This is a genomic window from Streptomyces sp. NPDC093568 (genome assembly GCF_044764945.1).
Taxonomy (GTDB): Bacteria; Actinomycetota; Actinomycetes; order Streptomycetales; family Streptomycetaceae; genus Streptomyces.
The window spans coordinates 488145-509314 of sequence record NZ_JBIWJD010000002.1 but is presented as its reverse complement, the minus strand read 5'-3'; the positions used below and the strand labels follow the sequence as shown (position 1 = coordinate 509314).

Annotated in this window: 14 protein-coding genes; 12 read left to right on the top strand and 2 right to left on the bottom strand. The window is 70.5% G+C overall.

All coding sequences use genetic code 11. From position 1 onward, the window contains the following. Positions 1 to 73 precede the first annotated feature (73 nt). From ACIRD7_RS11770 to ACIRD7_RS11750, 5 genes are all read left to right on the top strand, one after another. Positions 74 to 1576, top strand: a complete 1503-nt coding sequence (locus ACIRD7_RS11770; RefSeq protein ID WP_403452518.1) for a CHAD domain-containing protein — start codon at positions 74 to 76, stop codon at positions 1574 to 1576. Between the two features lie 131 nt (positions 1577 to 1707). After that, a complete protein-coding gene (locus tag ACIRD7_RS11765) occupies positions 1708 to 3681 on the top strand; it encodes a TIGR03960 family B12-binding radical SAM protein (RefSeq protein WP_403452516.1) in 1974 nt (657 codons plus the stop codon). A 575-nt stretch (positions 3682 to 4256) separates the two neighbouring features. Beyond that, a complete protein-coding gene (locus ACIRD7_RS11760) occupies positions 4257 to 6209 on the top strand; it encodes a calcium-binding protein (protein WP_403452514.1) in 1953 nt (650 codons plus the stop codon). 139 nt (positions 6210 to 6348) lie between these two features. After that, entirely contained in the window at positions 6349 to 7977 is a 1629-nt protein-coding gene (locus ACIRD7_RS11755) for an MFS transporter (protein WP_403452512.1), read from the top strand. A 102-nt stretch (positions 7978 to 8079) separates the two neighbouring features. Then, positions 8080 to 8436: a carboxymuconolactone decarboxylase gene (locus ACIRD7_RS11750; protein WP_403452511.1), complete on the top strand. Its 357-nt coding sequence runs from the start codon at positions 8080 to 8082 to the stop codon at positions 8434 to 8436. A 57-nt stretch (positions 8437 to 8493) separates the two neighbouring features. On the opposite strand, the gene ACIRD7_RS11745 is transcribed toward ACIRD7_RS11750, so the two are convergent. Further along, complete coding sequence (locus ACIRD7_RS11745) at positions 8494 to 9339, bottom strand: enoyl-CoA hydratase/isomerase family protein (RefSeq protein WP_403452509.1); 846 nt, start codon at positions 9337 to 9339, stop codon at positions 8494 to 8496. Positions 9340 to 9593: 254 nt separating this feature from the next. On the opposite strand from ACIRD7_RS11745, the gene ACIRD7_RS11740 reads away from it, so the two are divergent. Beyond that, positions 9594 to 10691 (top strand): PP2C family protein-serine/threonine phosphatase, encoded by a 1098-nt coding sequence (locus ACIRD7_RS11740; RefSeq protein ID WP_403452508.1) that lies wholly within the window; start codon positions 9594 to 9596, stop codon positions 10689 to 10691. 77 nt (positions 10692 to 10768) lie between these two features. Then, positions 10769 to 12226, top strand: coding sequence for a Yip1 family protein (locus tag ACIRD7_RS11735; RefSeq protein WP_403452506.1), 1458 nt, complete (start codon positions 10769 to 10771; stop codon positions 12224 to 12226). 18 nt (positions 12227 to 12244) lie between these two features. Here the strand turns inward: ACIRD7_RS11735 and ACIRD7_RS11730 are convergent, their stop codons facing one another. Then, complete coding sequence (locus ACIRD7_RS11730; protein ID WP_403452505.1) at positions 12245 to 13696, bottom strand: hypothetical protein; 1452 nt, start codon at positions 13694 to 13696, stop codon at positions 12245 to 12247. 200 nt (positions 13697 to 13896) lie between these two features. On the opposite strand from ACIRD7_RS11730, the gene ACIRD7_RS11725 reads away from it, so the two are divergent. From ACIRD7_RS11725 to rpmA, 5 genes are all read left to right on the top strand, one after another. Then, positions 13897 to 15018, top strand: coding sequence for a hypothetical protein (locus ACIRD7_RS11725; RefSeq protein WP_403452503.1), 1122 nt, complete (start codon positions 13897 to 13899; stop codon positions 15016 to 15018). Positions 15019 to 15066: 48 nt separating this feature from the next. Next, entirely contained in the window at positions 15067 to 15831 is a 765-nt protein-coding gene (locus ACIRD7_RS11720) for a TIGR03936 family radical SAM-associated protein (RefSeq protein WP_403452501.1), read from the top strand. A 261-nt stretch (positions 15832 to 16092) separates the two neighbouring features. Continuing rightward, positions 16093 to 20169: a ribonuclease E/G gene (locus ACIRD7_RS11715; RefSeq protein ID WP_403452499.1), complete on the top strand. Its 4077-nt coding sequence runs from the start codon at positions 16093 to 16095 to the stop codon at positions 20167 to 20169. 295 nt (positions 20170 to 20464) lie between these two features. Further along, positions 20465 to 20785, top strand: a complete 321-nt coding sequence (rplU, locus tag ACIRD7_RS11710; protein WP_004931419.1) for a 50S ribosomal protein L21 — start codon at positions 20465 to 20467, stop codon at positions 20783 to 20785. Between the two features lie 14 nt (positions 20786 to 20799). Beyond that, complete coding sequence (gene rpmA / locus ACIRD7_RS11705) at positions 20800 to 21054, top strand: 50S ribosomal protein L27 (RefSeq protein WP_398829979.1); 255 nt, start codon at positions 20800 to 20802, stop codon at positions 21052 to 21054. The last annotated feature ends 116 nt before the right edge of the window (positions 21055 to 21170 follow it).

Below are 21170 nucleotides of genomic sequence, written 5' to 3'. Positions count from 1 at the left end.
CATCGTCCGTTTGCCTGCGGTTCATGGCTGGTAAGCCCTGTCATCGCGTCGTCCCTCCGTTTAGATTCGGTTCATGGCGGACACGAAGCGCGAAATCGAGCGGAAGTATGAGTCCGACGACAGCGGCCTGCCCGATCTGACCGGCGTCGCCGGGGTGGCTGCCGTCGTCGACAAGGGTGTCGCGCAACTGGACGCCACCTACTACGACACGGCGGACGAGCGCCTCGCCGCGTCCTCGGTCACGCTGCGCCGCAGAACGGGCGGCTCCGACGCGGGCTGGCATCTGAAGTTCCCCGTCGCCCAAGGGGTGCGGGACGAGATCCAGGCCCCGCTCTCCGACGACCTGCCCGGCGCGCTCGCCGGGCTCGTCCGTTCCCGGGTCCGGGACGCCGAGCTGGTGCCGGTGGTCAGGCTGCGCTCCGACCGGGACGTGCGCCACCTCATGGACGCCGACGGGCGGCTGCTGGCCGAGGTCAGCGTGGACGCCGTACACGCCGAGCGGCTCGCCGGCGGGAGCGGCGAAGCCCAATGGACCGAGATCGAGGTGGAGTTGGCCGACGGCGTCGACCCGGTCTTCCTCGACAAGGTGGACAAGCGGCTGCGCAAGGCGGGAGTACGGCCGTCGAAATCGGCGTCGAAGCTCGCGCGGGCGATGGCCGAGACCGCTCCCAAGAAGCTCGCCCCCGGGCCCGACGAGGAGCTCGTGACGGCCGGCGACCATGTGCTCGCCTACGTCCGGGCCCAGCGGGACGCGATCGTCGAGCTCGACCCCGCCGTGCGCCAGGACGCCGAGGACTCCGTCCACAGCATGCGCGTCGCGACCCGCAGGATGCGCAGCACCTTCAAGTCCTTCGGCAAGGTCCTGGACCGGGCGGTCACCGACCCGATCGGCGACGAGCTGAAGTGGCTCGCCGGCGAGCTGGGCGTGGACCGCGACCGCGAGGTGCTCAACGAACGCCTGAGCGCGGCGCTCGAGGAGGTGCCCAGGCCGCTGGTCTCCGGCCCGGTCGCCGAGCGGATCAGCCACTGGGCGGGCGACGCGCCGGGCGGGGCGAGCGCCCGGCTGATCGGGGTCCTGGACTCCGGCCGCTATCTGGCGCTGCTCGAAGCCCTGGACGCGCTGCTCGCCGAACCGCCGCTGAGGGAGGCGGCCGGGAAGAAGCCCGAGAAGGTGATCCCCAAGGCCGTGAAGAAGGACTTCGCCAAGGTCTCCGCGCTGGTCGAGCAGGCGGTGGAGCTGGACCCCGGCACCGACCGGGACGTGGCCATCCACGAGGCCCGCAAGAAGACCAAGCGCACCCGCTACGCGGCGGAGGCGGCGGTCCCGGTGCTCGGCAAGCCGGCCAAGGACCTGGTCAAGACGATGAAGGCCCTGCAGAACCTGCTCGGCGAGCACCAGGACAGCGTCATGTCCCGCCAGACCCTGCGCGAGCTGTCCGCGGTCGCCCACGCGGCCGGGGAGAGCGCCTTCACGTACGGGCTGCTGTACGGGCGTGAGGAGCGGCGCGCGGCGGCCGTGGAGGCCGAGCTGCCCGGGTTCTGGGACGGGATCAAGGACGCGACGGCCGTCATCTGAGCCTTCGGAAGGAACGGTCTGAGCGTTCCGACGGACGGTCTGGGCTTTCGGACGGACAAGGGGTGTCCGCGGTCGCGTTAGGCTAGATGGTCACCCCTGTCAGTTCAGTCCAGCTCACGAAGGTTCGCGAGATGCCTGCCGAAGCCGCTGCGGTCGCCGAGTCCGTGTTCCCGCAGCTCGAAGCTCTGCTCCCGCACGTGCAGAAGCCGATCCAGTACGTCGGCGGAGAACTCAACTCCACGGTCAAGCCGTGGGAGTCCTGCGACGTCCGCTGGGCGCTCATGTACCCGGACGCCTACGAGGTCGGGCTGCCCAACCAGGGCGTCATGATCCTCTACGAGGTACTGAACGAGCAGGAGGGGGTCCTCGCCGAGCGCACGTACAGCGTGTGGCCGGACCTGGAGGCGCTGATGCGGGAGCACGCCGTCCCGCAGTTCACGGTGGACAGCCACCGGCCGGTGCGCGCCTTTGACGTGTTCGGGCTCAGCTTCTCCACCGAGCTGGGCTACACCAACATGCTCACGGCCCTGGACCTCGCGGGCATCCCCCTGGAGTCCAAGGACCGCACGATCGACGACCCGATCGTCCTGGCCGGCGGCCACGCCGCCTTCAACCCCGAGCCGATCGCGGACTTCATCGACGCGGCGATCATCGGCGACGGCGAGCAGGCCGTGCTGGACATGACGGCGATCATCCGCGCGTGGAAGGCGGAGGGCTGCCCCGGCGGCCGCGAAGAGGTCCTCTTCCGCCTCGCGAAGACGGGCTCGGTGTACATCCCGGCGTTCTACGACGTCGAGTACCTCCCGGACGGCCGGATCGCCCGCGTCGTACCGAACAAGAGCGGTGTCCCGTGGCGTGTGTCGAAGCACACGGTGATGGACCTCGACGAGTGGCCCTACCCCAAGCAGCCCCTGGTCCCGCTGGCCGAGACGGTCCACGAGCGGATGTCGGTCGAGATCTTCCGCGGCTGCACCCGCGGCTGCCGCTTCTGCCAGGCCGGCATGATCACCCGCCCGGTCCGTGAGCGTTCCATCACGGGCATCGGCGACATGGTGGAGAAGGGCCTGAAGGCGACGGGCTTCGAGGAGGTCGGCCTGCTGTCCCTCTCCTCGGCGGACCACAGCGAGATCGGCGACATCGCGAAGGGCCTGGCCGACCGCTACGAGGAAGACAAGATCGGCCTCTCGCTCCCGTCCACCCGTGTGGACGCCTTCAACGTCGACCTCGCGAACGAGCTCACGCGCAACGGCCGCCGCTCCGGCCTGACCTTCGCCCCCGAGGGCGGCAGCGAGCGCATGCGCAAGGTCATCAACAAGATGGTGTCCGAGGAAGACCTCATCCGGACGGTGGCGACGGCGTACGGCAACGGCTGGCGCCAGGTGAAGCTGTACTTCATGTGCGGCCTGCCCACGGAGACGGACGAGGACGTCCTGCAGATCGCCGACATGGCGATGAACGTGATCGCCAAGGGCCGCGAGGTCTCGCGCTCGAACGACATCCGCTGCACGGTCTCGATCGGCGGCTTCGTCCCCAAGCCCCACACGCCCTTCCAGTGGGCCCCGCAGCTCTCGGCGGAGGAGACGGACGCGCGCCTGGAGAAGCTGAGGGACAAGATCCGCGGCGACAAGAAGTACGGCCGCTCGATCGGCTTCCGCTACCACGACGGCAAGCCCGGCATCGTCGAGGGCCTGCTCTCCCGCGGCGACCGCCGCATCGGCGCCGTCATCCGCGCGGTCTACGACGACGGCGGCCGCTTCGACGGCTGGCGCGAGCACTTCTCGTACGACCGCTGGATGAGCTGCGCGGACAAGGCGCTGGAGCCGTTCGGCGTGGACGTCGACTGGTACACCACCCGCGAGCGCACCTACGAGGAGGTCCTCCCCTGGGACCACCTCGACTCCGGCCTCGACAAGGACTGGCTCTGGGAGGACTGGCAGGACGCCCTCGACGAGACCGAGGTCGAGGACTGCCGGTGGACGCCGTGCTTCGACTGCGGGGTGTGCCCGCAGATGGACACGCACATCCAGATCGGCCCGACCGGGAAGAAGCTGCTGCCGCTCACGGTGAAGAACGCGGCGCCGGCGCCGAGTGGTCATTCGCACTGAGGTAGGCGAGGCACTCGGTCGGATGTCCGAGGCGGACGAGGCGGAGTGGGGTTAGCGATCTCTGCGTGGGAGCCTTTGGCGCATGGGGGATGCGTCGGCTGGAGAGGACGGCCGAAGGTTTCTGGCGGCGATCTGCGTCGGTGACCTCTGCCATGGGACGGTCACCGCGGTTTCCAGGTCTGAGATGTCCGTGACCCTGGACGGCTTCCCCGCCCACCCGCTCGGGTCGGTGGGGACGCTGGACGGTTCCTGGCGGAGGCGCCACGACGACGTTGCCGTGGTCGGGCGGAGGATCACAGGTGAGGTCCTTGCCGTGGATCGTGTCGACTTCGCCTGGGACGGCACCGGCGCGCGCTCCGAGCCCTCTGCGCCACCCTCACCCGTGGGGGTGGATCTCGGCGTCCAGTAAGCCCAGCTCAGCTTGCCGTAAGGATCTTGCCGCAACGGTTCCCACAGGCTTTGGGCTGTCACTGGACGCGGCGATCCGCTGCGCGGCAACGAGGGGCAGGAAGCAAGCCCGTATGTACACATTTACCTCTGGTCTGCGAAGAGCACTGGGGCGAACCGGCATCGCGGTGGCCACCGGCCTGGCGCTCGTGCTGACCGTGCCCGGAGCCGCGCTCGCCGCACCGGGCGACCTCGATCCGAGCTTCGACGGTGACGGCAGAGTCGTCACCGACTTCGGCGGCTACGACGAGAGCCGCGGCATGGCGCTGCAGCCCGACGGCAAGATCGTCACTGTGGGTCTCCTCCAGCCCTACGAAAGCGGAGAGGTCGACTTCGCCCTCGCCCGCTACAACTCAAACGGGAGTCCGGACCCCGGATTCGGGACCGGCGGCAGGGTGATCACCGACGTTCGCGGCAGTGAGGACTACGCCAACGGGGTGGCGGTGCAGGCCGACGGCAAGATCGTCGTGGTCGGCCGCACCTCGGACCCCGAGACCCTGATCCCCGAGTTCACGGTGGTCCGCTACAACGCCGATGGGACCCTGGACACCGGTTTCGGGACCGGCGGTACGGTGGTCACGGAATTCGGAACGGGTGGACCGGCCGAGGCGTTCTCCGTACAAGTGCAGGCCAACGGCGGGATTGTCGCCGTCGGCAGTAGCGGCGCCAATTTCGCGCTGGCCCGTTACAACGGCGACGGCAGCCTCGACAGCGGCTTCGACGGTGACGGCAGGGTCACCACCGCCTTTGCGGGCGGCGCGGCCACCGCCTTCGACGTGGCGTTGCAGTCGGACGGGAAGATCGTCGCTGCCGGTCGCGCGGGGTACAACTATCCGGCCAACGCCTCCGATTTCGCGCTCGCGCGCTACAACGGCGACGGCAGCCTCGACACCGGCTTCGACACCGATGGCAGGGTGACCACCGCCTTCGCCGATGCCGACGTCGTCGGTGGGGTGGCGTTGCAGCCCGACGGAAAGATCGTCGTCTCAGGATTCAGTGACTTCGACTTCGCCCTGGCCCGGTACCACCCCACCGGCACTCTCGACAGCGGCTTCAGCGGCGACGGCAAAGTCACCACCGACTTCGGGAGCGGAACCCTGGACAGGGGCTCCGACCTGGCGTTGCAGTCCGACGGGAAGATCGTCGCTGCCGGCATCAGCCACGCCGATTTCGCGGTGGCCCGGTACACCCTCGACGGCAACCTGGACGGCGGCTTCGGAATCGGCGGCAAGGTGAACACCGATCTCTCCAACGGCTTCGACACAGCCAGCGCGGTTGCGCTGCAGCCCGACGGAAAGATCCTCGCCTCCGGCAACGCCGGCGACGACCGCGGCCTGGTCCGGTACCAGGTGACCGCCACACCTCCGCCACCGCCCGGCGTGGACCTGTCGGTCAGGAAGACCGGTCCCACCACCGTCAGCATCGGCGACCGGCCCACGTACAGCGTGACCGTGACCAACAACAGCACCACGACCTCCGCCACCGGCGTCTCCCTGTCCGACACGCTCAGCGGCCCCGCCGCCTCGATCGTCTCGGCGACCCCCAGCACGGGCACCTGCACCCGCACGGCCACCACCGCGAGTTGTTCCCTGGGAACCCTCGCCCCCGGAGCCAGCGCCACGGTGCAGATCGCGGCCGAGCCGCGGGCCACCGGCACCCTCTCCGACCGGGCCACGGTCGGCGCCACACAAACGGACCCGGACTCGGGCAACAACACCGCCACGGCGACCACCACGGTGAACAACGCACGTGGATGTACCCGCGTCGGAACCAGCGGCAACGACACCCTCAACGGCACGTTCGGCCCCGACGTGATCTGCGCTCTCGGAGGGGACGACACCGTCAACGCCGGCTTCGGCGGTGACACCGTCTACGGCGGTTACGGCAACGATCGCCTCGACGGCAGCTACGGAAACGACACCCTCAACGGGGGCCCTGGCGACGACAACCTGATCGGCAACGCCGACAACGACAACCTCAGCACCGTCGACAACGTATCCGGCAACGACATCGCCAACGGCGGCTCCGGCACGGACACCTGCACGACGGACTCGGGCGACACCCGGATCAGCTGCCCCTAGGCACGGGTTCTGCCGCATCGGGTGGCCTGATCCACCCGTGCCCCGGCCCCCTCGCGGGGCCGGGGCTTCGCGTGCGCCAAGCGGCTGAACTCCGTGGTGGCTCAAGGATCTGGGCCAAGGGGGCGGCAATGCTTCGCGTATGACGCCCAGGACAGGCACCCGTTCTTCCGAAGGCGCTTCGAAGGCGCGGTTCGTGTTGTGGACGCTCGCGGCCGGTCAGTTTCTGATGGCGCTCGACAGTTCCGTCATGAACGTCTCCATCGCGACGGTGGCCGAGGACGTGGGGACGACGGTGACCGGCATCCAGGGGGCCATCACGGCGTACACCCTGGTGATGGCGATGTTCATGATCCCGGGCGGCAAGGTCGGGGCGCTTGTCGGGCGTCGGCGGGCGTTCATGATCGGCTGCTGTATCTATGGTTGCGGGTCGCTCACCACCGCGCTCGCGCCGAATCTGCCGGTTCTTCTGTTCGGCTGGTCCTTCCTGGAAGGCATCGGGGCGGCGCTCATCCTGCCCGCGATCGTGGCGCTGGTGGCCGGGAACTTCCCGGCCGAGCGGCGGCCCGCCGCTTACGGGCTCGTCGCGGCCGCCGGTGCCGTGGCGATCGCCCTGGGGCCGCTCATCGGGGGGTTCGCCACCACGTATCTGTCCTGGCGCTGGGTGTTCGCCGGTGAGGTGGTGGTGGTTCTCGGCATTCTGGTGTTCGCCCGCCACATCTCCGACGTCGTGGGGCGCGAGCGTGCGCACATCGATCTCGTCGGGTCCGCGTTGTGCGCGCTCGGGCTCGGGACCTTCGTCTACGGCGTGCTCCGCTCGGGCGAGTGGGGCTGGTTCCGGCCGAAGCCCGATGCGCCGTCGTGGCTCGGGATCTCGCCGGTCGTGTGGCTGATGCTGGCGGGAGTCCTGCTGATCTGGCTCTTCCTGCGCTGGGAGGCCCGCCTCGTGGAGCGGCACAAGGACCCGCTCGTCGACCCCGCCCTGCTGCACAGCAGGCAGCTCACCGGTGGCCTGACCATGTTCTTCTTCCAGTACCTGGTCCTGATGGGCGTCTTCTTCGTCGTACCGCTGTATCTGTCGATCGCTCTGGGGCTGTCCGCGCTCGAGACCGGTGCCCGCCTTCTGCCGCTCTCCTTGACCCTGCTGGCGGGGGCGACGCTGATCCCCCGTTTCTTCCCGGACGTCTCGCCGAGGCGCGTGGTCCGGCTCGGGATCCTCGCGCTGCTCGTCGGCGCGGTGGTGCTGATGGCGGCGCTGGACGAGGGTGCCGGGGCGGAGATCGTGACCGTGCCCTTCCTGCTGATCGGGCTGGGTACGGGCGCGCTGGCGTCCCAGCTCGGGGCCGTGACCGTCTCGGCGGTGCCGGACGAGCAGAGCGCGGAGGTCGGCGGCATCCAGAACGCCGTCACGAATCTCGGCTCCTCGATGGGTACGGCACTCGCCGGGTCGATCCTCATCGCCGCGCTCGCGTCGTCCTTCCTGACCACCTTCGAGGCGAATCCGGCGATCTCGGCCGAGGTCAAGAGCCAGGCCGCCGTCGAGATCGAGAACGGTGTGACCTTCCTGTCGGACGCGCAGCTCAGGTCCGCACTCGACGAGGCGGGTGTCGACGAGGAGGTGACCCAGGCCGCGCTCGATGCGAACGCCGACGCCCGGCTGGACGGTCTGCGGGCGGCCCTCGCGATCCTCGCGTTCGCCTGCGCCCTGGCCCTGTTCTTCACCTCGAGGATCCCGACGACGCAGCCCCGCTCGACGAGCGCCCCCACCTGAGCGTGCCTACGCTTGATGCGCAACCGCCGTTCAGGGCGGGGAGGTTCCCGCGTTCTGTGAGCGGCGGTTCAGCTCCCTACGGCAGCGGAAGGCGGCCCCACCATGGCTACTGCATCCGAGACCCCGGTGCTGGACACGATCGCCGCCATGACGATCGACTCCATCGAGCACTGCAACATGGACGAACGGACGCTCATCCTCACCCGCGTCGCCGCACTCGTGGCCATGGACGCGCCGGCCGTCTCGTACCTGGCCCATATCAACCCTGCGATCAGGGCCGACTTCACGGTCGAGCAGGTGCAGGACCTGCTGGTCGCGATCGCCCCCGTCGTGGGGACGGCACGTGTCATGTCCGCCGCCGGCCACATCGCGCAGGCGCTCGGGGTCACGCTGGCCATGGCCGACGCCGAGGCGGAGGCCATCGCCCGGGCGGAGGCCGACAGCCGAGGCGCCTCCTGATACGACTCCGGCGGTTCCGGGGACTTCAGCGGCTGGGCGGGGCGCGTTCCGGATCCGTCAGTGACCGCCGTCGTCGAACTCCGCCACCGCCCTGCCCAGGTCACGTTCTACGTCGCCGGGCTTCTGCAGACCCCGGTTCGCCAGGTCGGTCAGGCGTTCCTGCGTTTCCGGCAGGCCGACCAGGCCTACGAACGTGGCCGCGTCGGAGCGTACGGCCGCCGGGGCCGCCAGCGTGAGGTCGTTGACGGCGCGCTTGGCGGCCTTGACGCCCGCCGGTGGGAAGCCGGCGATGCGTTTGGCCAGGCGTTCGACGAAGCCGTCCAGTTCGGCGTCGGGCAGGGCGCGGTTGATCCAGCCGTAGCGTTCGGCGAGGTCGGCGTCGAAGTCGTCGGCGCCGGCGATGGCCTCGATGGCGCGTGTTCTGCCCAGCCGCCGGGCCAGATGCTGGACTCCGCCGGCGCCGGGCAGGGCGCCGGTGCCGGACTCGAACTGGCCGAAGACCGCGTTCTCGCGGGACGCGAAGATCATGTCGCACGCCAGGGCGAGTTCGTTGCCGCCGCCGCGTGCCCGGCCGCGCACCTTGGCGATGGTGATCACGGGGACGTGCGCCAGCTTGTACAGGAACATCCCGAGCGAGGCGTCCCCCGGCCCGCCGGCCTTCGCGGCCTCGGCGGTGTACTGCGGGATCGCCGTGAGGTCCACGTGCGCCGAGAAATACCCGTCCGACGCACTCTCGATCACGACGACCCGTACGTCACCGGGGTCGTCGTACAGCGTGCCGACGAGCGAGACCAAGTCACGGACGAGATCGACGCCGAGGAGATTGAGGGGGTCGGCGGCGAGGGTGGCGAACAGGACGCCGTCCTCCTGCCGGGTCTGGATCGACGAGTAGGCGAAGCTCATGATCACCCCTTGGTCGCGGAGCACTGTGCCGTTCGGCCGACCCGGTCTTTTCACTCTACGGCCGTGAGCGGGGGCCTTCGCGTCGACCCGGCCTGCGCGGAGCGTGGCGTGCGCCTCCCCGTCTCGGGATCTCGGCTCGACTGGTATTCGGGACAGCGGCGAGAGACCGTGTTGTCATGCGGTGGCTCCCTCCCGCTCCCGCGCATGCCGGAGCGGGCGAACATGGCCGTCTCCTTCTCAGGGTCGGCCAGTGTGTGCCGTTCGCTGTCCTGCTGGTCGGGCTGGGTATCGAGCTCTCGCCGATGCACTTCGTGTACACCGGGCCCCTGCTCACCGCGATGCCGCCGCTCGCCGCCCTGACGATGGGCCCGCTGGGCACCCTGTCGGCGGCGATGGGCGCCGGGGCGGTGAGCACCACGTCCGCCACCATCCATCACTCCTGGGGCGAAGGGCAGATCTACAGCAACCTCCTGGGGCTGCTCGTGGTGTCCGTCGCCTGCGTGACGATCAGCAACGTCATGCGCAGGCGCAGGAAGCATGAGATGGACCAGGTCCGCCGGGTCTCCGAGGCGGCTCAGGACGTGCTGCTGCGACCCGTGTCCCCGCACCTGGGTCCGCTGCGCGCCGCGAGCATCTACCTGGCGGCCGAGTCCGGGGCGAGGATCGGCGGGGACCTGTACGAGGCCGTGCAGACCCGGTACGGGGTCCGGGTGATCGTCGGCGATGTGCGGGGCAAGGGCCTGCCCGCCGTCCACGCGGCCGCGGCCGTGCTGGGGGCGTTCAGGGAAGCGGCCCACTACGAGAAGGATCTGGCCGAGGTCGTCGATCACTGCGCGGCGGCCGTGCGCAGGCAGCGCGCCGCCGACCACGACGAGGACTACCGGATGGAGTGCTTCGTCACCGCGGTCGTCGCCGAGGTGACGGACGAGTCCCAGGTCCAGCTGATCAACCGCGGCCATCCGGCTCCGCTGGTGCTGCGCGAGGGCCGGGTCTGCGCACTCGACGCCGGCGTGCCCATGCCGCCGCTGGGGCTGGAAGACCTGATGCCCACCCTGCCGGTCGCGCCGGAAAGCCACGCCTTCGAGCCCGGCGACCGGCTGCTCCTCTACACCGACGGCGTGGTCGAAGCCCGCGACGACCGCGGCGAGTTCTTTCCGCTGCCCGAGGTGATGGAGGCGGTGGACGCGGCCACTCCGGGGCAGTTCCTGGACGAACTCCATCAGCGGCTGATCGGCCACACCCGCGACTTCCTGAAGGACGACGTGGCCCTGATCGTCATCGACCGGGTTCCGGAATGCGTACGGGAGGGGGTCCCGCTCGCTCACCCGTCCGGGCAGGGCCACGCTCCTTGAGTTCATTCGCGTCGGAGCCGCTGCCGAACGGGGTAGCCCCGGGTGCGCTCGGATGGGCCGCGTCCGAGCCTGGGGGCATGAGCATCCGCCCATGGGTCGTCGTCGAAGCACCGGACCGTCGTGGGCTTCGCCGGGTGACCGTGGGCGGTCGGACGGTGGGCAGCGCCTGGTCGGTGGGGGAGCTACGCAGGATTCTCCGCAGTCTCGGCTTACCGGACGACACGGATCTGGAGGACACGACCTCCATATGCTGGCGCGGCGGCGACAGCGGCACGTGGCCGGACCACCCCTGGCGAAGACACGCGACGCTCGTGCTGATGATGGCCGGACTGCTGGCGTCCATGGTGCTCAGCGCGGCCGTCGGATGGCCGGACGCCTCAGGGGCCCTCACCTTCGCGCAACGGATGACCGGCGTGCTCTTCGTGCTGACGGGCCTCGTGCAGGGCCTGGCCGTGGTGACCGTGCTCGACTACTGGGGGAGACGCCAGTTCAGGATCTCCGGGGCTGTCGTGCTGCTCGGAGTGCTCATCTCGCTGGCCACGTCCAGCCTCCTGCTCTTCATGTGGCTCGAAGAGAGGGAATACACGCCCTATCTGCTGGTGTTCCTGCCCCTTTGGTTCTGGTCGGTGTGGGCGCTCGTCGTTCTCGTGCGGGAGAAATGCTGGAAAGGTGTCCCATGGCCCAAGAGATTCGCGGCCGGCGTCGTGGTCTCCGCGCTCCTGACCGGTGTCAGCCTGGCCTACTCGACCATGTACCAACCGACGGCAGCCCCCATGCACCTCACCTTGAAGGCGGAGTTCGGGGCGGCGCGGGCGGATCGGGAACTGCCGTTCGTCCATGTGCCACTGACGTTTTCCATGAAGAACACCGGAGGAATTCCCGTCTATGTCATCAATGACATCTACACGGTCCGGGGCAGGGCCGCCGCATACTCCGAAGAACCCAGGGACGCGGAATTGGTGGAGGAGTGGCGAGAGACCGCCGGGGAGTTGGGAAACACGCTGGGGGAGGCCGAGCTCTACATCGGTGATCTCAGCAAGACCACGATCAGCAGCAATCACGTCTACGGCGCCGGCAAGTGGCTCGAAGTCGGGCAGGAGTTCTCGACCCGGCGCGTCTTTCAGCTTCCCAGAGAAGCGAAATACGACACGGTCAGCGTCAATGTGCAGATCTCCTACATGAGGAAGGACCGGGGAAAGCTCGATGTGGACGAGTTCAGTGAAGCGCACTACACCTGGCACGAAAGCGACAAGCGCTATTACTGCCAGTGGGTGCTGTGCGGACAGCAGATCATCTACAGCGGGCGCGTCCGGCACAACAACAACCTCATCAACGTGACACGCAAACCACGGTTCGTGACGACGACCTGGTCGCCGGGTGCCCGGACCGTTTCCTCCATCTCCTCGCGTCGGTACTGGGAGACAAAGGGCGACCTGCGGGAAGAGCGAAGGGAGTTGGACAGGTACGGGGCCGCCGGCATGCGGGCCGACGCCGAGGTGCCTGTGGCGGAACTGCTGAAGTCCGCCGGTGTGTGACGACGGTCCCGCGCAGGCCTATCCCTCGTCGCTCGGCAGCCAGCTGCCCACCGTGACGCCTTCCTCGCGCAGGTACACGGCCGTCTGGCGGCAATGGGCGGACGGCTTCCCGCCGAGTTTTCCGATCAGGTCCCTCCCCTCCACGATTTCGGCGAGCCCGGTGATGAGCGGCGCGACCTCGAAGGGGGCGTGGGCGTGCTGGTCGTTCTCCAACTGGGCGCGGACGTCGAGCACGTCGTTTCCCTCGTCGCTGGCCTTCCAGAAGTCCTTGACCCCGGTGCTGTCCCAATCCGGGGGCGTAACGTCTTCCAGCCCCTTCGAGAGGTCCTGCTGCGAAACGGCCTCGAACACGGCGTTGGTGCAGACTTCGGCGGCCTCCCCGAGCGGAGAGTCCGGTGGCTCCTGAGCCGAGGCGGCCTCTTCCTGCTCGTCCTTCATCCGGGAGGTCCGGTCGTTCATCTCCTGTCGAGCTTCGGCCCGTTCCTCCGGCGAGGCCTTGGGGTCGGTCGCTCGTTTCATCAGCCGACTGACCTCCGCCGTGATCTCCGCGAGCCTCTGGCGCTGCTTCTCGGGTATCTGCCGGTCACTGATAAGATCCATTGAGGAACTTATCGTCACGCCCGTCTCGTCATTCCCCTTGTCCTGTTCCTCCGCTTTGTTCGTGTCTCTGATCGCTTCCATCGTCGGCCCGGCCACGCTCTGGGGCGTCTGGGGATCGGCGACCAAGCCGAACATGCCGGTCGTCCGCTTCACCACCAGGAAGAGCCGCGAACGGTCCTCAGGAGGCACGTCCGGGGCCTGCCCGGCCTCCAGGGTTTCGGGCACCTGCTTCACGAGCACGGTCAGCTGTTTCCGTACCTTGGCCGGCGTGCTGTCGTCGCTGATGACCTCCAGCGCCGAGGCCAGTTCCTTTGCGCTGTCCGTGACCGCTCCCCGGTCCTGCGGTGTGGTGTCCGGGGTTTCGGCCGCCCGGAGCGTGGCGGTCACCGCGTCGACGGACGCCGTCAGCTCCTTGGGTACGTCATCACGCCTCGCGCTGAGCGTCGTCGTCACCTCTTCAACCGCTTGCGTCTGCTCCGACGGCGGGTCCTTCGTCTTCGTTTCCTTGTCCTCTCCCTCTCCCTGGTCCTGCTGATCCTCGTCCTCGTCAGCGGGCGGTGGGTCATCGGGAGGCGGCGGTTTGGGCGGCGGTGGCTTGGGCGGTGGGTCATCGGGGGGCGGCGGTGGCTTGGGCGGCGGCTCGGGCGGTGGGGGCTCGGGCGGTGGGGGCTCGGGCTCGGGCGTTGGTGGCGGCGGTGGCGGAGGCTCCGGCGGTGGTGGCGGCGTCTGTACGGGGGCCTCGGTCCTGCCCGCGTCGGGCGCCTGCTGGGCCGCCACCGCGCTCGTCACACCGGCCGGCAGTGCGAGTGCCGCAGCCAGGAGAGACGCGTTGACCCTGTTGAGGAGGTATCGCCGAGTGGTTCTGGCCATGATGGTTCCCGATGCGCTCTGCGCGGTTCCGCATCAACTGTTGGCCGACCCGGGCCTATAACTCCACTGTTCACCCGCTCGGCGCACCCCGCAATGCGAACCCCCGGCGCCCGGCCCGCTGTTGTCCCGCCCACACTGGTCCGTACAGGGTGGCGGCCGGCATCGGGATCCGGACAGGTGGCTGTGGCGTCTACACGGATATGGACCTTGAGAAGCCGCCGCCACGACACCCGCAGGACCCGGCACCGGAAGGGTGCCTCGTCGTCGCGATCCGGGTGCCGGTGCGCATCGTCGCGCTCGTGCTCGTCGTGCCGGTGCGGATGGTGTGGGACGCGCTCGTCGTCGCCGGGCGCTTCCTGAACGACACCGTGCTGCGGCCGGTGGGGCGGGCACTGCTGTGGCTCGGCCGGGCGGTGTTCGTGTGGCCGTTCGTGGGGCTGTGGCGCTATGTCCTGGTGCCGGTCGCGAAGGGGATCGGGTGGCTCGGGAACGTGCTCGTCGTCCTGCCCGCGGTGTGGCTGTACCGGAACGCGATGACCCCCGTCGGGCACGCGTGCGCGTGGGTGGCTCGGGGCATCGGGGCCGGGCTCACGTGGCTGTACGCGCGCGGTCTCACGCCCGTCGGGCACGCGCTGCTGTGGGTCCTGAACGGGCTCGGCGCGGCGCTCGCCGCGATCGGGCTCGGCCTGTTCGGCGCGGCGGCATGGCTGGCGCGGTATCTCCTCGTCGTCCCGGCCAGGTGGGTGTACCAGTGGATCCTCACGCCGGTCGGCCACGCGCTCGCCTGGTGCGCGAAGGGCGTGGCGTGGCTCCTGGGCGCCGTCGTCACGGGCATAGGAGCCGCCCTGTACTGGATCGCCCGCGTGCTGCTCGTCCTGCCCGCGCTGGCCCTGTACCGCTGGGTCCTCGCCCCGGTCGGCCGCGCGCTGGCCGTCGTAGGCCGGGAGATCTGGGACGCGCTCGGTCATGCGTGGCGGATCGCCGGGCGGATCTCGCTCGCCGTCGGCAGGTTCCTCGCGAGCCTCCTGCGGTGGATCTTCGTGGAGCCGGTGCGCTGGGCCTACCGGACCGTGCTCACACCGATCGGACACGTCGTCCGGGACGCGGTGCTCCGGCCCGCCGCCGAGGCCGCGCGCAGCGTGGGCCGGACCACCCGGCAGGCCCTCACCGCCGCCCGCGACTCCGTACGGCAGGCGCGCGCCGACTTCCGGCGAATGCTGTTCGGGGAGACCCGTGAGCGGGAAGCGGTGGCCGCGCGGGGACCTCGGGGCCGCGAGACACGTACTCTTGGTAGCAGTACGACCGCTCTCACGAAGGACTGAACGACACTGGGCAAGCGACAGCCCGAAGGCCCGCCGCCCGCACCCGCGGTGCAGCGCATCCGACTGCGCTACACCAAGCGCGGCCGCCTCCGGTTCACCAGCCACCGTGACTTCCAGCGCGCCTTCGAGCGCGCGCTGCGCCGTGCCGAGGTGCCGATGGCGTACTCGGCGGGGTTCACGCCGCATCCGAAGGTGTCGTACGCCAATGCCGCACCCACCGGCACGGGCAGTGAGGCGGAGTTCCTGGAGATCGCGCTCACCGAGGCGCGGGATCCGGAGAAGCTGCGGGTCCTCCTCGACGAGTCGCTGCCCCCCGGGCTCGACATCATCGACGCCGTCGAGGCGCGGACATCCGGTCTCGCCGACCGGCTGACGGCTTCCGTGTGGGAGCTGCGGCTGGACGGGGTGGAACCGGAGCAGGCCGAGAGGGCGGTCGCCGCCTTCAACGCCGCCGAGGCCGTCGAGGTCCAGCGGATGACCAAGAACGGCATCCGGACCTTCGACGCCCGCCCGGCGGTCGTACAACTTGAAACGCATAATGAAACGGCTGATAGGCCGACCGACCAGGCCTGTGCGATACTGCGGCTGGTTGTTCGGCACGTGACGCCTGCCGTACGACCCGACGACGTCCTGTCCGGTCTCCGCGCCGTGGCCGACCTGGCGCCGCCGGTCCCCGCAGCGGTGACCAGGCTGGCGCAGGGGCTGTTCGATGAAGAGACCGGCACGGTGACCGACCCGCTCGCGCCCGACCGCGAGGCAGCGACGGCCGCAACCGAGGCCGAGCCCGCTGCCGCCGCGAAGGCGCCGGCGTAAGGAAGGTTCCGGTAGGGACGCACGTCGAAGCGCCGCCCTCGTACTCGGGAGCCACCTGGGTCGGGCAGCGCACCGACCAGAAGACTTTCGCCAGGCCGTACGCATGAGGCGTACGGAACCGGCGAGACAGGACACAGAGAGCTCCCGTGCGGCGCCCGCGCCCCGGACGGCGGCAGTCGCGCACCGCGCGAGCCGCGGACGTCACCGGCATGCCGCCGGACCAGGCGCGGCGCCCGGGAGCCTGACGGGAGAAACGCCCGCATGCTCGAACCGACCGAACCCAACGAGGGTTCCGAACTGAACACTCCCAGCGACACCCTGCCGCCCCGTCGGCGGCGGCGTGCCGCGTCCCGCCCGGCGGGACCGCCCGTGGCTGCCGCCGAGGCGCAGCCCGCAGAGGTGGTGGAGCCGGCCATACCGGCCGCCGAGGTGGCCGATGTCGCGGCGGTGCTCGAAGACACCGTCGAGACCGAGGAGAACGCCGAGGCCGTCGAGGCCGAGGTGACGTCCGAGACCGAAGAGGCCGCAGAGACCGAGCAGGCCGAAGAGGCCGCGGAGGCTGCTGCGAGCGCGTCCGCCGGTCGTCCGCGTCGGCGTGCGGTGCGTCGCGCGTCCGCGCCCGTCGGGTCGCCCGCGGCTGCCGAGGCCGCCGAGACCGTGGTGCCCGTGGCCGCCGCCGCGTCCCTCGCCGAGGCGGAGGGCTCCGACGCCCAGGCCGCGGAGAGCACCGAGGTGACCGCCGAGGCCACGCCGCCTCGCACGCGTCGGCGTGCGGTACGCCGGGCGTCCGCTCCCGCTGGTGCTCCGGCACCCGCGCAGGCGCCGGAGTCCGCCGCGCAGGCCGGTGCAGACGAGAGCACCGTCGCACCTGCTGAGGTCGCCGAGGCCGCCGAGCCCGCCGAGGAGGCGGCCCCGCGTCGCACCCGTCGGCGTGCCACCCGCAAGGTGACCGCGCCCGCCGAGACCGAGGCGGCCGCCGAGCCGGAGGTCCCTGCCGAGGTCGCCGAGCCCGTCGAAGCCGAGACGCCCGACGCGGCCGGTGAGGCTGCCGAGACCGCCACCCGCCGCTCGCGCCGCCGCGCCACGCGCCGCGTGTCCGCCCCCGCCGCCGAAGAGGCCGCGGAGACCACCGAGGCGACGCCGGTCACGGCCGAGACCCCCCTGACCCCCGGTGTCGACACCGAGACCGCCGCGGTCACCGGCCTCGCCGCCACCGAGCCCGCCGCGGCCGAGGCCCCGGCCGCCGAGGCCGGCGAGGAAGCCGGCCCCCGCCGCCGTCGCCGGGTCGTCCGCCGCGCCGCCACCGGTTTCGCCGAGCCCGCTCAGTCCGCCGGTGCTCGCACCGCCGGCCGCCGGGCCGCCGGCTCCGAGGCGTCCGACGAGGCCCCGCGCCCGGCGCGGCCCGCCATGGCCGTGTTCCAGGCGCCCGTGTTCACCGAGCCGAAGTTCCAGACGCCCGAGCGTGCCGCCGCCGAGGCCGCCGCCGAGGCGGAGACCGAGGACGTCGAGGAGTTCTCGGAGGAGCAGGCCGGCGCGTCCCGGCGCCGTCGCCGTCGGCGCAGCGGCGGATTCGCCGAGGAGCAGGCCGAGGCACAGGCCACCGAGACCGCCGCCGAGGACGAGTCCGAGGAGGCCGAGGAGTCCGCCGAGGACCTCGGCGACGGCGAGGAGTCCGAGGACACCGGTTCGCGTCGCCGCCGCCGGCGCGGTGGCCGGCGCCGCCGTCGCGGCGAGGCCGCCGAGACCGAGGGCGACGGCGAGGAGGCCGACGAACTCGCCGCCGCGCAGGCCGAGCAGGACGCCGAGGACACCGCGGAGCAGGAGGAAGAGGACGCCGAGGACGCCCGCGGCGAGGACGGCGGCGGGTCCAGCTCCAGCAGCCGTCGCCGCCGGCGCCGTCGTCGGCGCGCCGGTGACAGCTCCGTCGACACCGAGCCCGGTGACGGCGACCCCGAGCGCACCGTCGTCAAGGTCCGCGAGCCCCGTCCGAAGGCCGAGCCGTCCGACGAGGTGCAGTCCATCAAGGGCTCCACCCGCCTGGAGGCCAAGAAGCAGCGCCGCCGCGAAGGCCGCGAGCAGGGCCGCCGCCGCGTCCCGATCATCACCGAGGCCGAGTTCCTGGCCCGGCGTGAGGCAGTCGAGCGCGTGATGGTGGTCCGCCAGCACGGCGACCGCACCCAGATCGGCGTCCTCGAGGACAACGTGCTCGTCGAGCACTACGTCAACAAGGAGCAGTCGACCTCGTACGTCGGCAACGTCTACCTGGGCAAGGTCCAGAACGTGCTGCCGTCGATGGAGGCCGCCTTCATCGACATCGGCAAGGGGCGCAACGCCGTCCTGTACGCCGGTGAGGTCAACTTCGAGGCGCTCGGCATGGCCAACGGGCCACGGCGCATCGAGTCCGCCCTGAAGTCCGGCCAGTCGGTGCTCGTCCAGGTGACGAAGGACCCGATCGGCCACAAGGGCGCGCGTCTGACCAGCCAGGTCTCCCTGCCGGGCCGTTACCTCGTGTACGTCCCCGAGGGCTCCATGACCGGCATCAGCCGCAAGCTGCCCGACACCGAGCGGGCGCGGCTGAAGACCATCCTCAAGAAGATCGTCCCCGAGGACGCGGGCGTCATCGTGCGCACCGCCGCCGAGGGCGCGAGCGAGGACGAGCTGCGCCGGGACGTCGAGCGGCTGCAGTCGCAGTGGGAGGACATCCAGAAGAAGGCCAAGAACGGCAACGCGCCGACGCTGCTGTACGGCGAGCCGGACATGACCGTCCGGGTCGTCCGGGACATCTTCAACGAGGACTTCTCCAAGGTCGTCGTCAGCGGTGACGACGCCTGGGAGACCATCCACGGATACGTCTCGCACGTCGCGCCCGACCTGGCCGACCGCCTGTCGAAGTGGACCTCCGAGGTCGACGTCTTCGCCACGTACCGGATCGACGAGCAGCTCGCCAAGGCGCTGGACCGCAAGGTCTGGCTGCCCAGCGGCGGTTCGCTGGTGATCGACCGGACCGAGGCGATGGTCGTCGTCGACGTCAACACCGGCAAGTTCACCGGTCAGGGCGGCAACCTCGAGGAGACCGTCACCAGGAACAACCTGGAGGCGGCCGAGGAGATCGTGCGTCAGCTGCGACTGCGCGACCTCGGCGGCATCATCGTCATCGACTTCATCGACATGGTCCTGGAGTCCAACCGGGACCTGGTGCTGCGGCGCCTGCTGGAGTGCCTGGGCCGGGACCGGACCAAGCACCAGGTGGCCGAAGTGACCTCGCTGGGGCTCGTCCAGATGACCCGCAAGCGGGTCGGCCAGGGTCTGCTGGAGTCCTTCTCCGAGACCTGCGTCCACTGCAACGGTCGCGGTGTCATCGTGCACATGGAGCAACCGACCGCCGTCGGCGGCGGCGGCGGCGGCGGTGGCGGCAAGCGCAAGAAGCGCGCGCGTGCCGGTGCCGGTCCCGAGCACGTCCACGAGGCGTCCGTCGCCACCGAGCCGGCCGAGACGGCCGAGGAGGAGGCGGAGACCGAGGCCGAGGTTGCTGCCGAGGTCGCCGAGCCGGCCGCGCTCGCGGAGCCGGCCTTCGCGCCGGACGAGGAGCTGTACAGCAGCGTCGCCGAGGCCGAGGCCGCCGCTCGCGGTGGTCGCTCGCGGCGCCGCGGGGGCCGGCGGGTGTCGGCTCCGGCGGGTGCGCCGAAGAAGGCCGAGGCGGTTCCCACCGCTCAGGACGTGACCGTGGCCGAGGAGGTCGAGCGCCCCGTGCAGCCGGAGCCGGCCGCCGAGGCGAAGGCCGAGCCGGCGGCGCTGGAGGACGCCGTGGTCGAGGCCCCGGTCGCCGAGGAGGCCGCGCCCAAGGGCCGTACGCGGCGCCGCGCGACCCGCAAGGTGTCCGCGCCCGCCGGGTCGCCGGCGGGTGCCGAGGCCACCGTGGTGACGGTCGGGGAGACCCCCGCCGAGGCCGCGGTCGAGGCTCCGGCCGAGGAGACCGCCGCGCCCGCGGCCGAGGCGGTCGCCGAGAGCGCCGCTCCGGCCCGTCCGCGGCGCCGCGCCGTGCGCAAGGCCACCGCGCCGACCGCGTCCGAGGAGACGGCCGTCGTGGTCCTCCCCGCCGCCGAGGCGGAGGCCCCGGCCGCGGACGAGGACGTCGCCGAGGCCGCTCCGGCCAAGAAGACGGCCCGTAAGACGGCCAAGAAGGCGACGGCGAAGAAGGCCGCCACCAAGAAGACCGCGGCCAAGAAGACGGCCGCCAAGAAGGCGACGGCCAAGAAGGCGGCGAAGACCACCGCCAAGACGGCCGCGGCCAAGGCGACGGCGAAGAAGACCACGGTCTCGGCCGCCACCGACGAGTGACGGTCGTCGACCAGTGACGGTCACCGACCAGTGACGGTCACCGACCAGTGACGGTCATCGACCAGTGAGGTGCGGCCGGTCCCTGTGACCGGCCGCACTCTCGTGGGGCCCGGCCCGGTTTGACCCCCTCGGCCACGGCCCCGTAACCTTGACCGTCGGCGTGTCCGTGGATATAGGCACGCCACATCCCCGTAAACCTCATCCTCCGGAGCACAGGGTGTTCCGGAGAGGCCGCCCGCGTGCGTGGTGGCTGGACTGCGGGGGTGCCGTTTCCGAGCGAGAGAGTGAGATCCGCGTGTACGCCATCGTGCGCAGCGGTGGTCGCCAGCACAAGGTTGCTGTCGGCGACATCGTTGAGGTTGACAAGATTTCCACTGCCAAGGTTGGCGACACGGTCGAGCTCTCGACCCTGCTCGTTGTCGACGGCGACGCTGTGACCAGCGACCCGTGGGTGCTGGCCGGCATCAAGGTCCAGGCCGAGGTCGTGGACCACCACAAGGGCCAGAAGATCGACATTCTGCGCTACAAGAACAAGACCGGTTACCGTCGCCGTCAGGGCCACCGCCAGCAGTACACGGCGATCAAGGTCACTGAGATCCCCGCGGCTGCGAAGTAAGGGACTGAGGAGAAATGGCACACAAGAAGGGCGCATCGTCCACCCGGAACGGTCGCGACTCGAATGCCCAGCGGCTCGGCGTGAAGCGCTTCGGCGGTCAGGTCGTCAGCGCGGGTGAGATCCTGGTCCGCCAGCGCGGCACCCACTTCCACCCCGGTGCGGGCGTCGGCCGTGGCGGCGACGACACGCTGTTCGCGCTGAACGCCGGTGCGGTGGAGTTCGGCACCAGCCGTGGCCGCAAGGTCGTGAACATCGTTCCGGTCGCCTGAGTTCCCTGACTCACGGCTTCGACCGAACGTTTCGCGAGGCGGACCTCACTTCCCTTCGGGGAAGGCGGGTCCGCCTTTCGCGTGTTACGTAGTAGACATTCCGTACTTTCTGGAGG

Coding starts and splice junctions, on each gene's coding strand:
- rpmA (WP_398829979.1), top strand. CDS start 20,800: ATGGCACACAAGAAGGGCGCATCGTCCACCCGGAACGGTCGCGACTCG.
- ACIRD7_RS11765 (WP_403452516.1), top strand. CDS start 1,708: ATGCCTGCCGAAGCCGCTGCGGTCGCCGAGTCCGTGTTCCCGCAGCTC.
- ACIRD7_RS11755 (WP_403452512.1), top strand. CDS start 6,349: ATGACGCCCAGGACAGGCACCCGTTCTTCCGAAGGCGCTTCGAAGGCG.
- ACIRD7_RS11750 (WP_403452511.1), top strand. CDS start 8,080: ATGGCTACTGCATCCGAGACCCCGGTGCTGGACACGATCGCCGCCATG.
- ACIRD7_RS11745 (WP_403452509.1), bottom strand. CDS start 9,339: ATGAGCTTCGCCTACTCGTCGATCCAGACCCGGCAGGAGGACGGCGTC.
- ACIRD7_RS11725 (WP_403452503.1), top strand. CDS start 13,897: ATGGACCTTGAGAAGCCGCCGCCACGACACCCGCAGGACCCGGCACCG.
- ACIRD7_RS11715 (WP_403452499.1), top strand. CDS start 16,093: ATGCTCGAACCGACCGAACCCAACGAGGGTTCCGAACTGAACACTCCC.
- ACIRD7_RS11770 (WP_403452518.1), top strand. CDS start 74: ATGGCGGACACGAAGCGCGAAATCGAGCGGAAGTATGAGTCCGACGAC.
- ACIRD7_RS11735 (WP_403452506.1), top strand. CDS start 10,769: ATGAGCATCCGCCCATGGGTCGTCGTCGAAGCACCGGACCGTCGTGGG.
- ACIRD7_RS11730 (WP_403452505.1), bottom strand. CDS start 13,696: ATGGCCAGAACCACTCGGCGATACCTCCTCAACAGGGTCAACGCGTCT.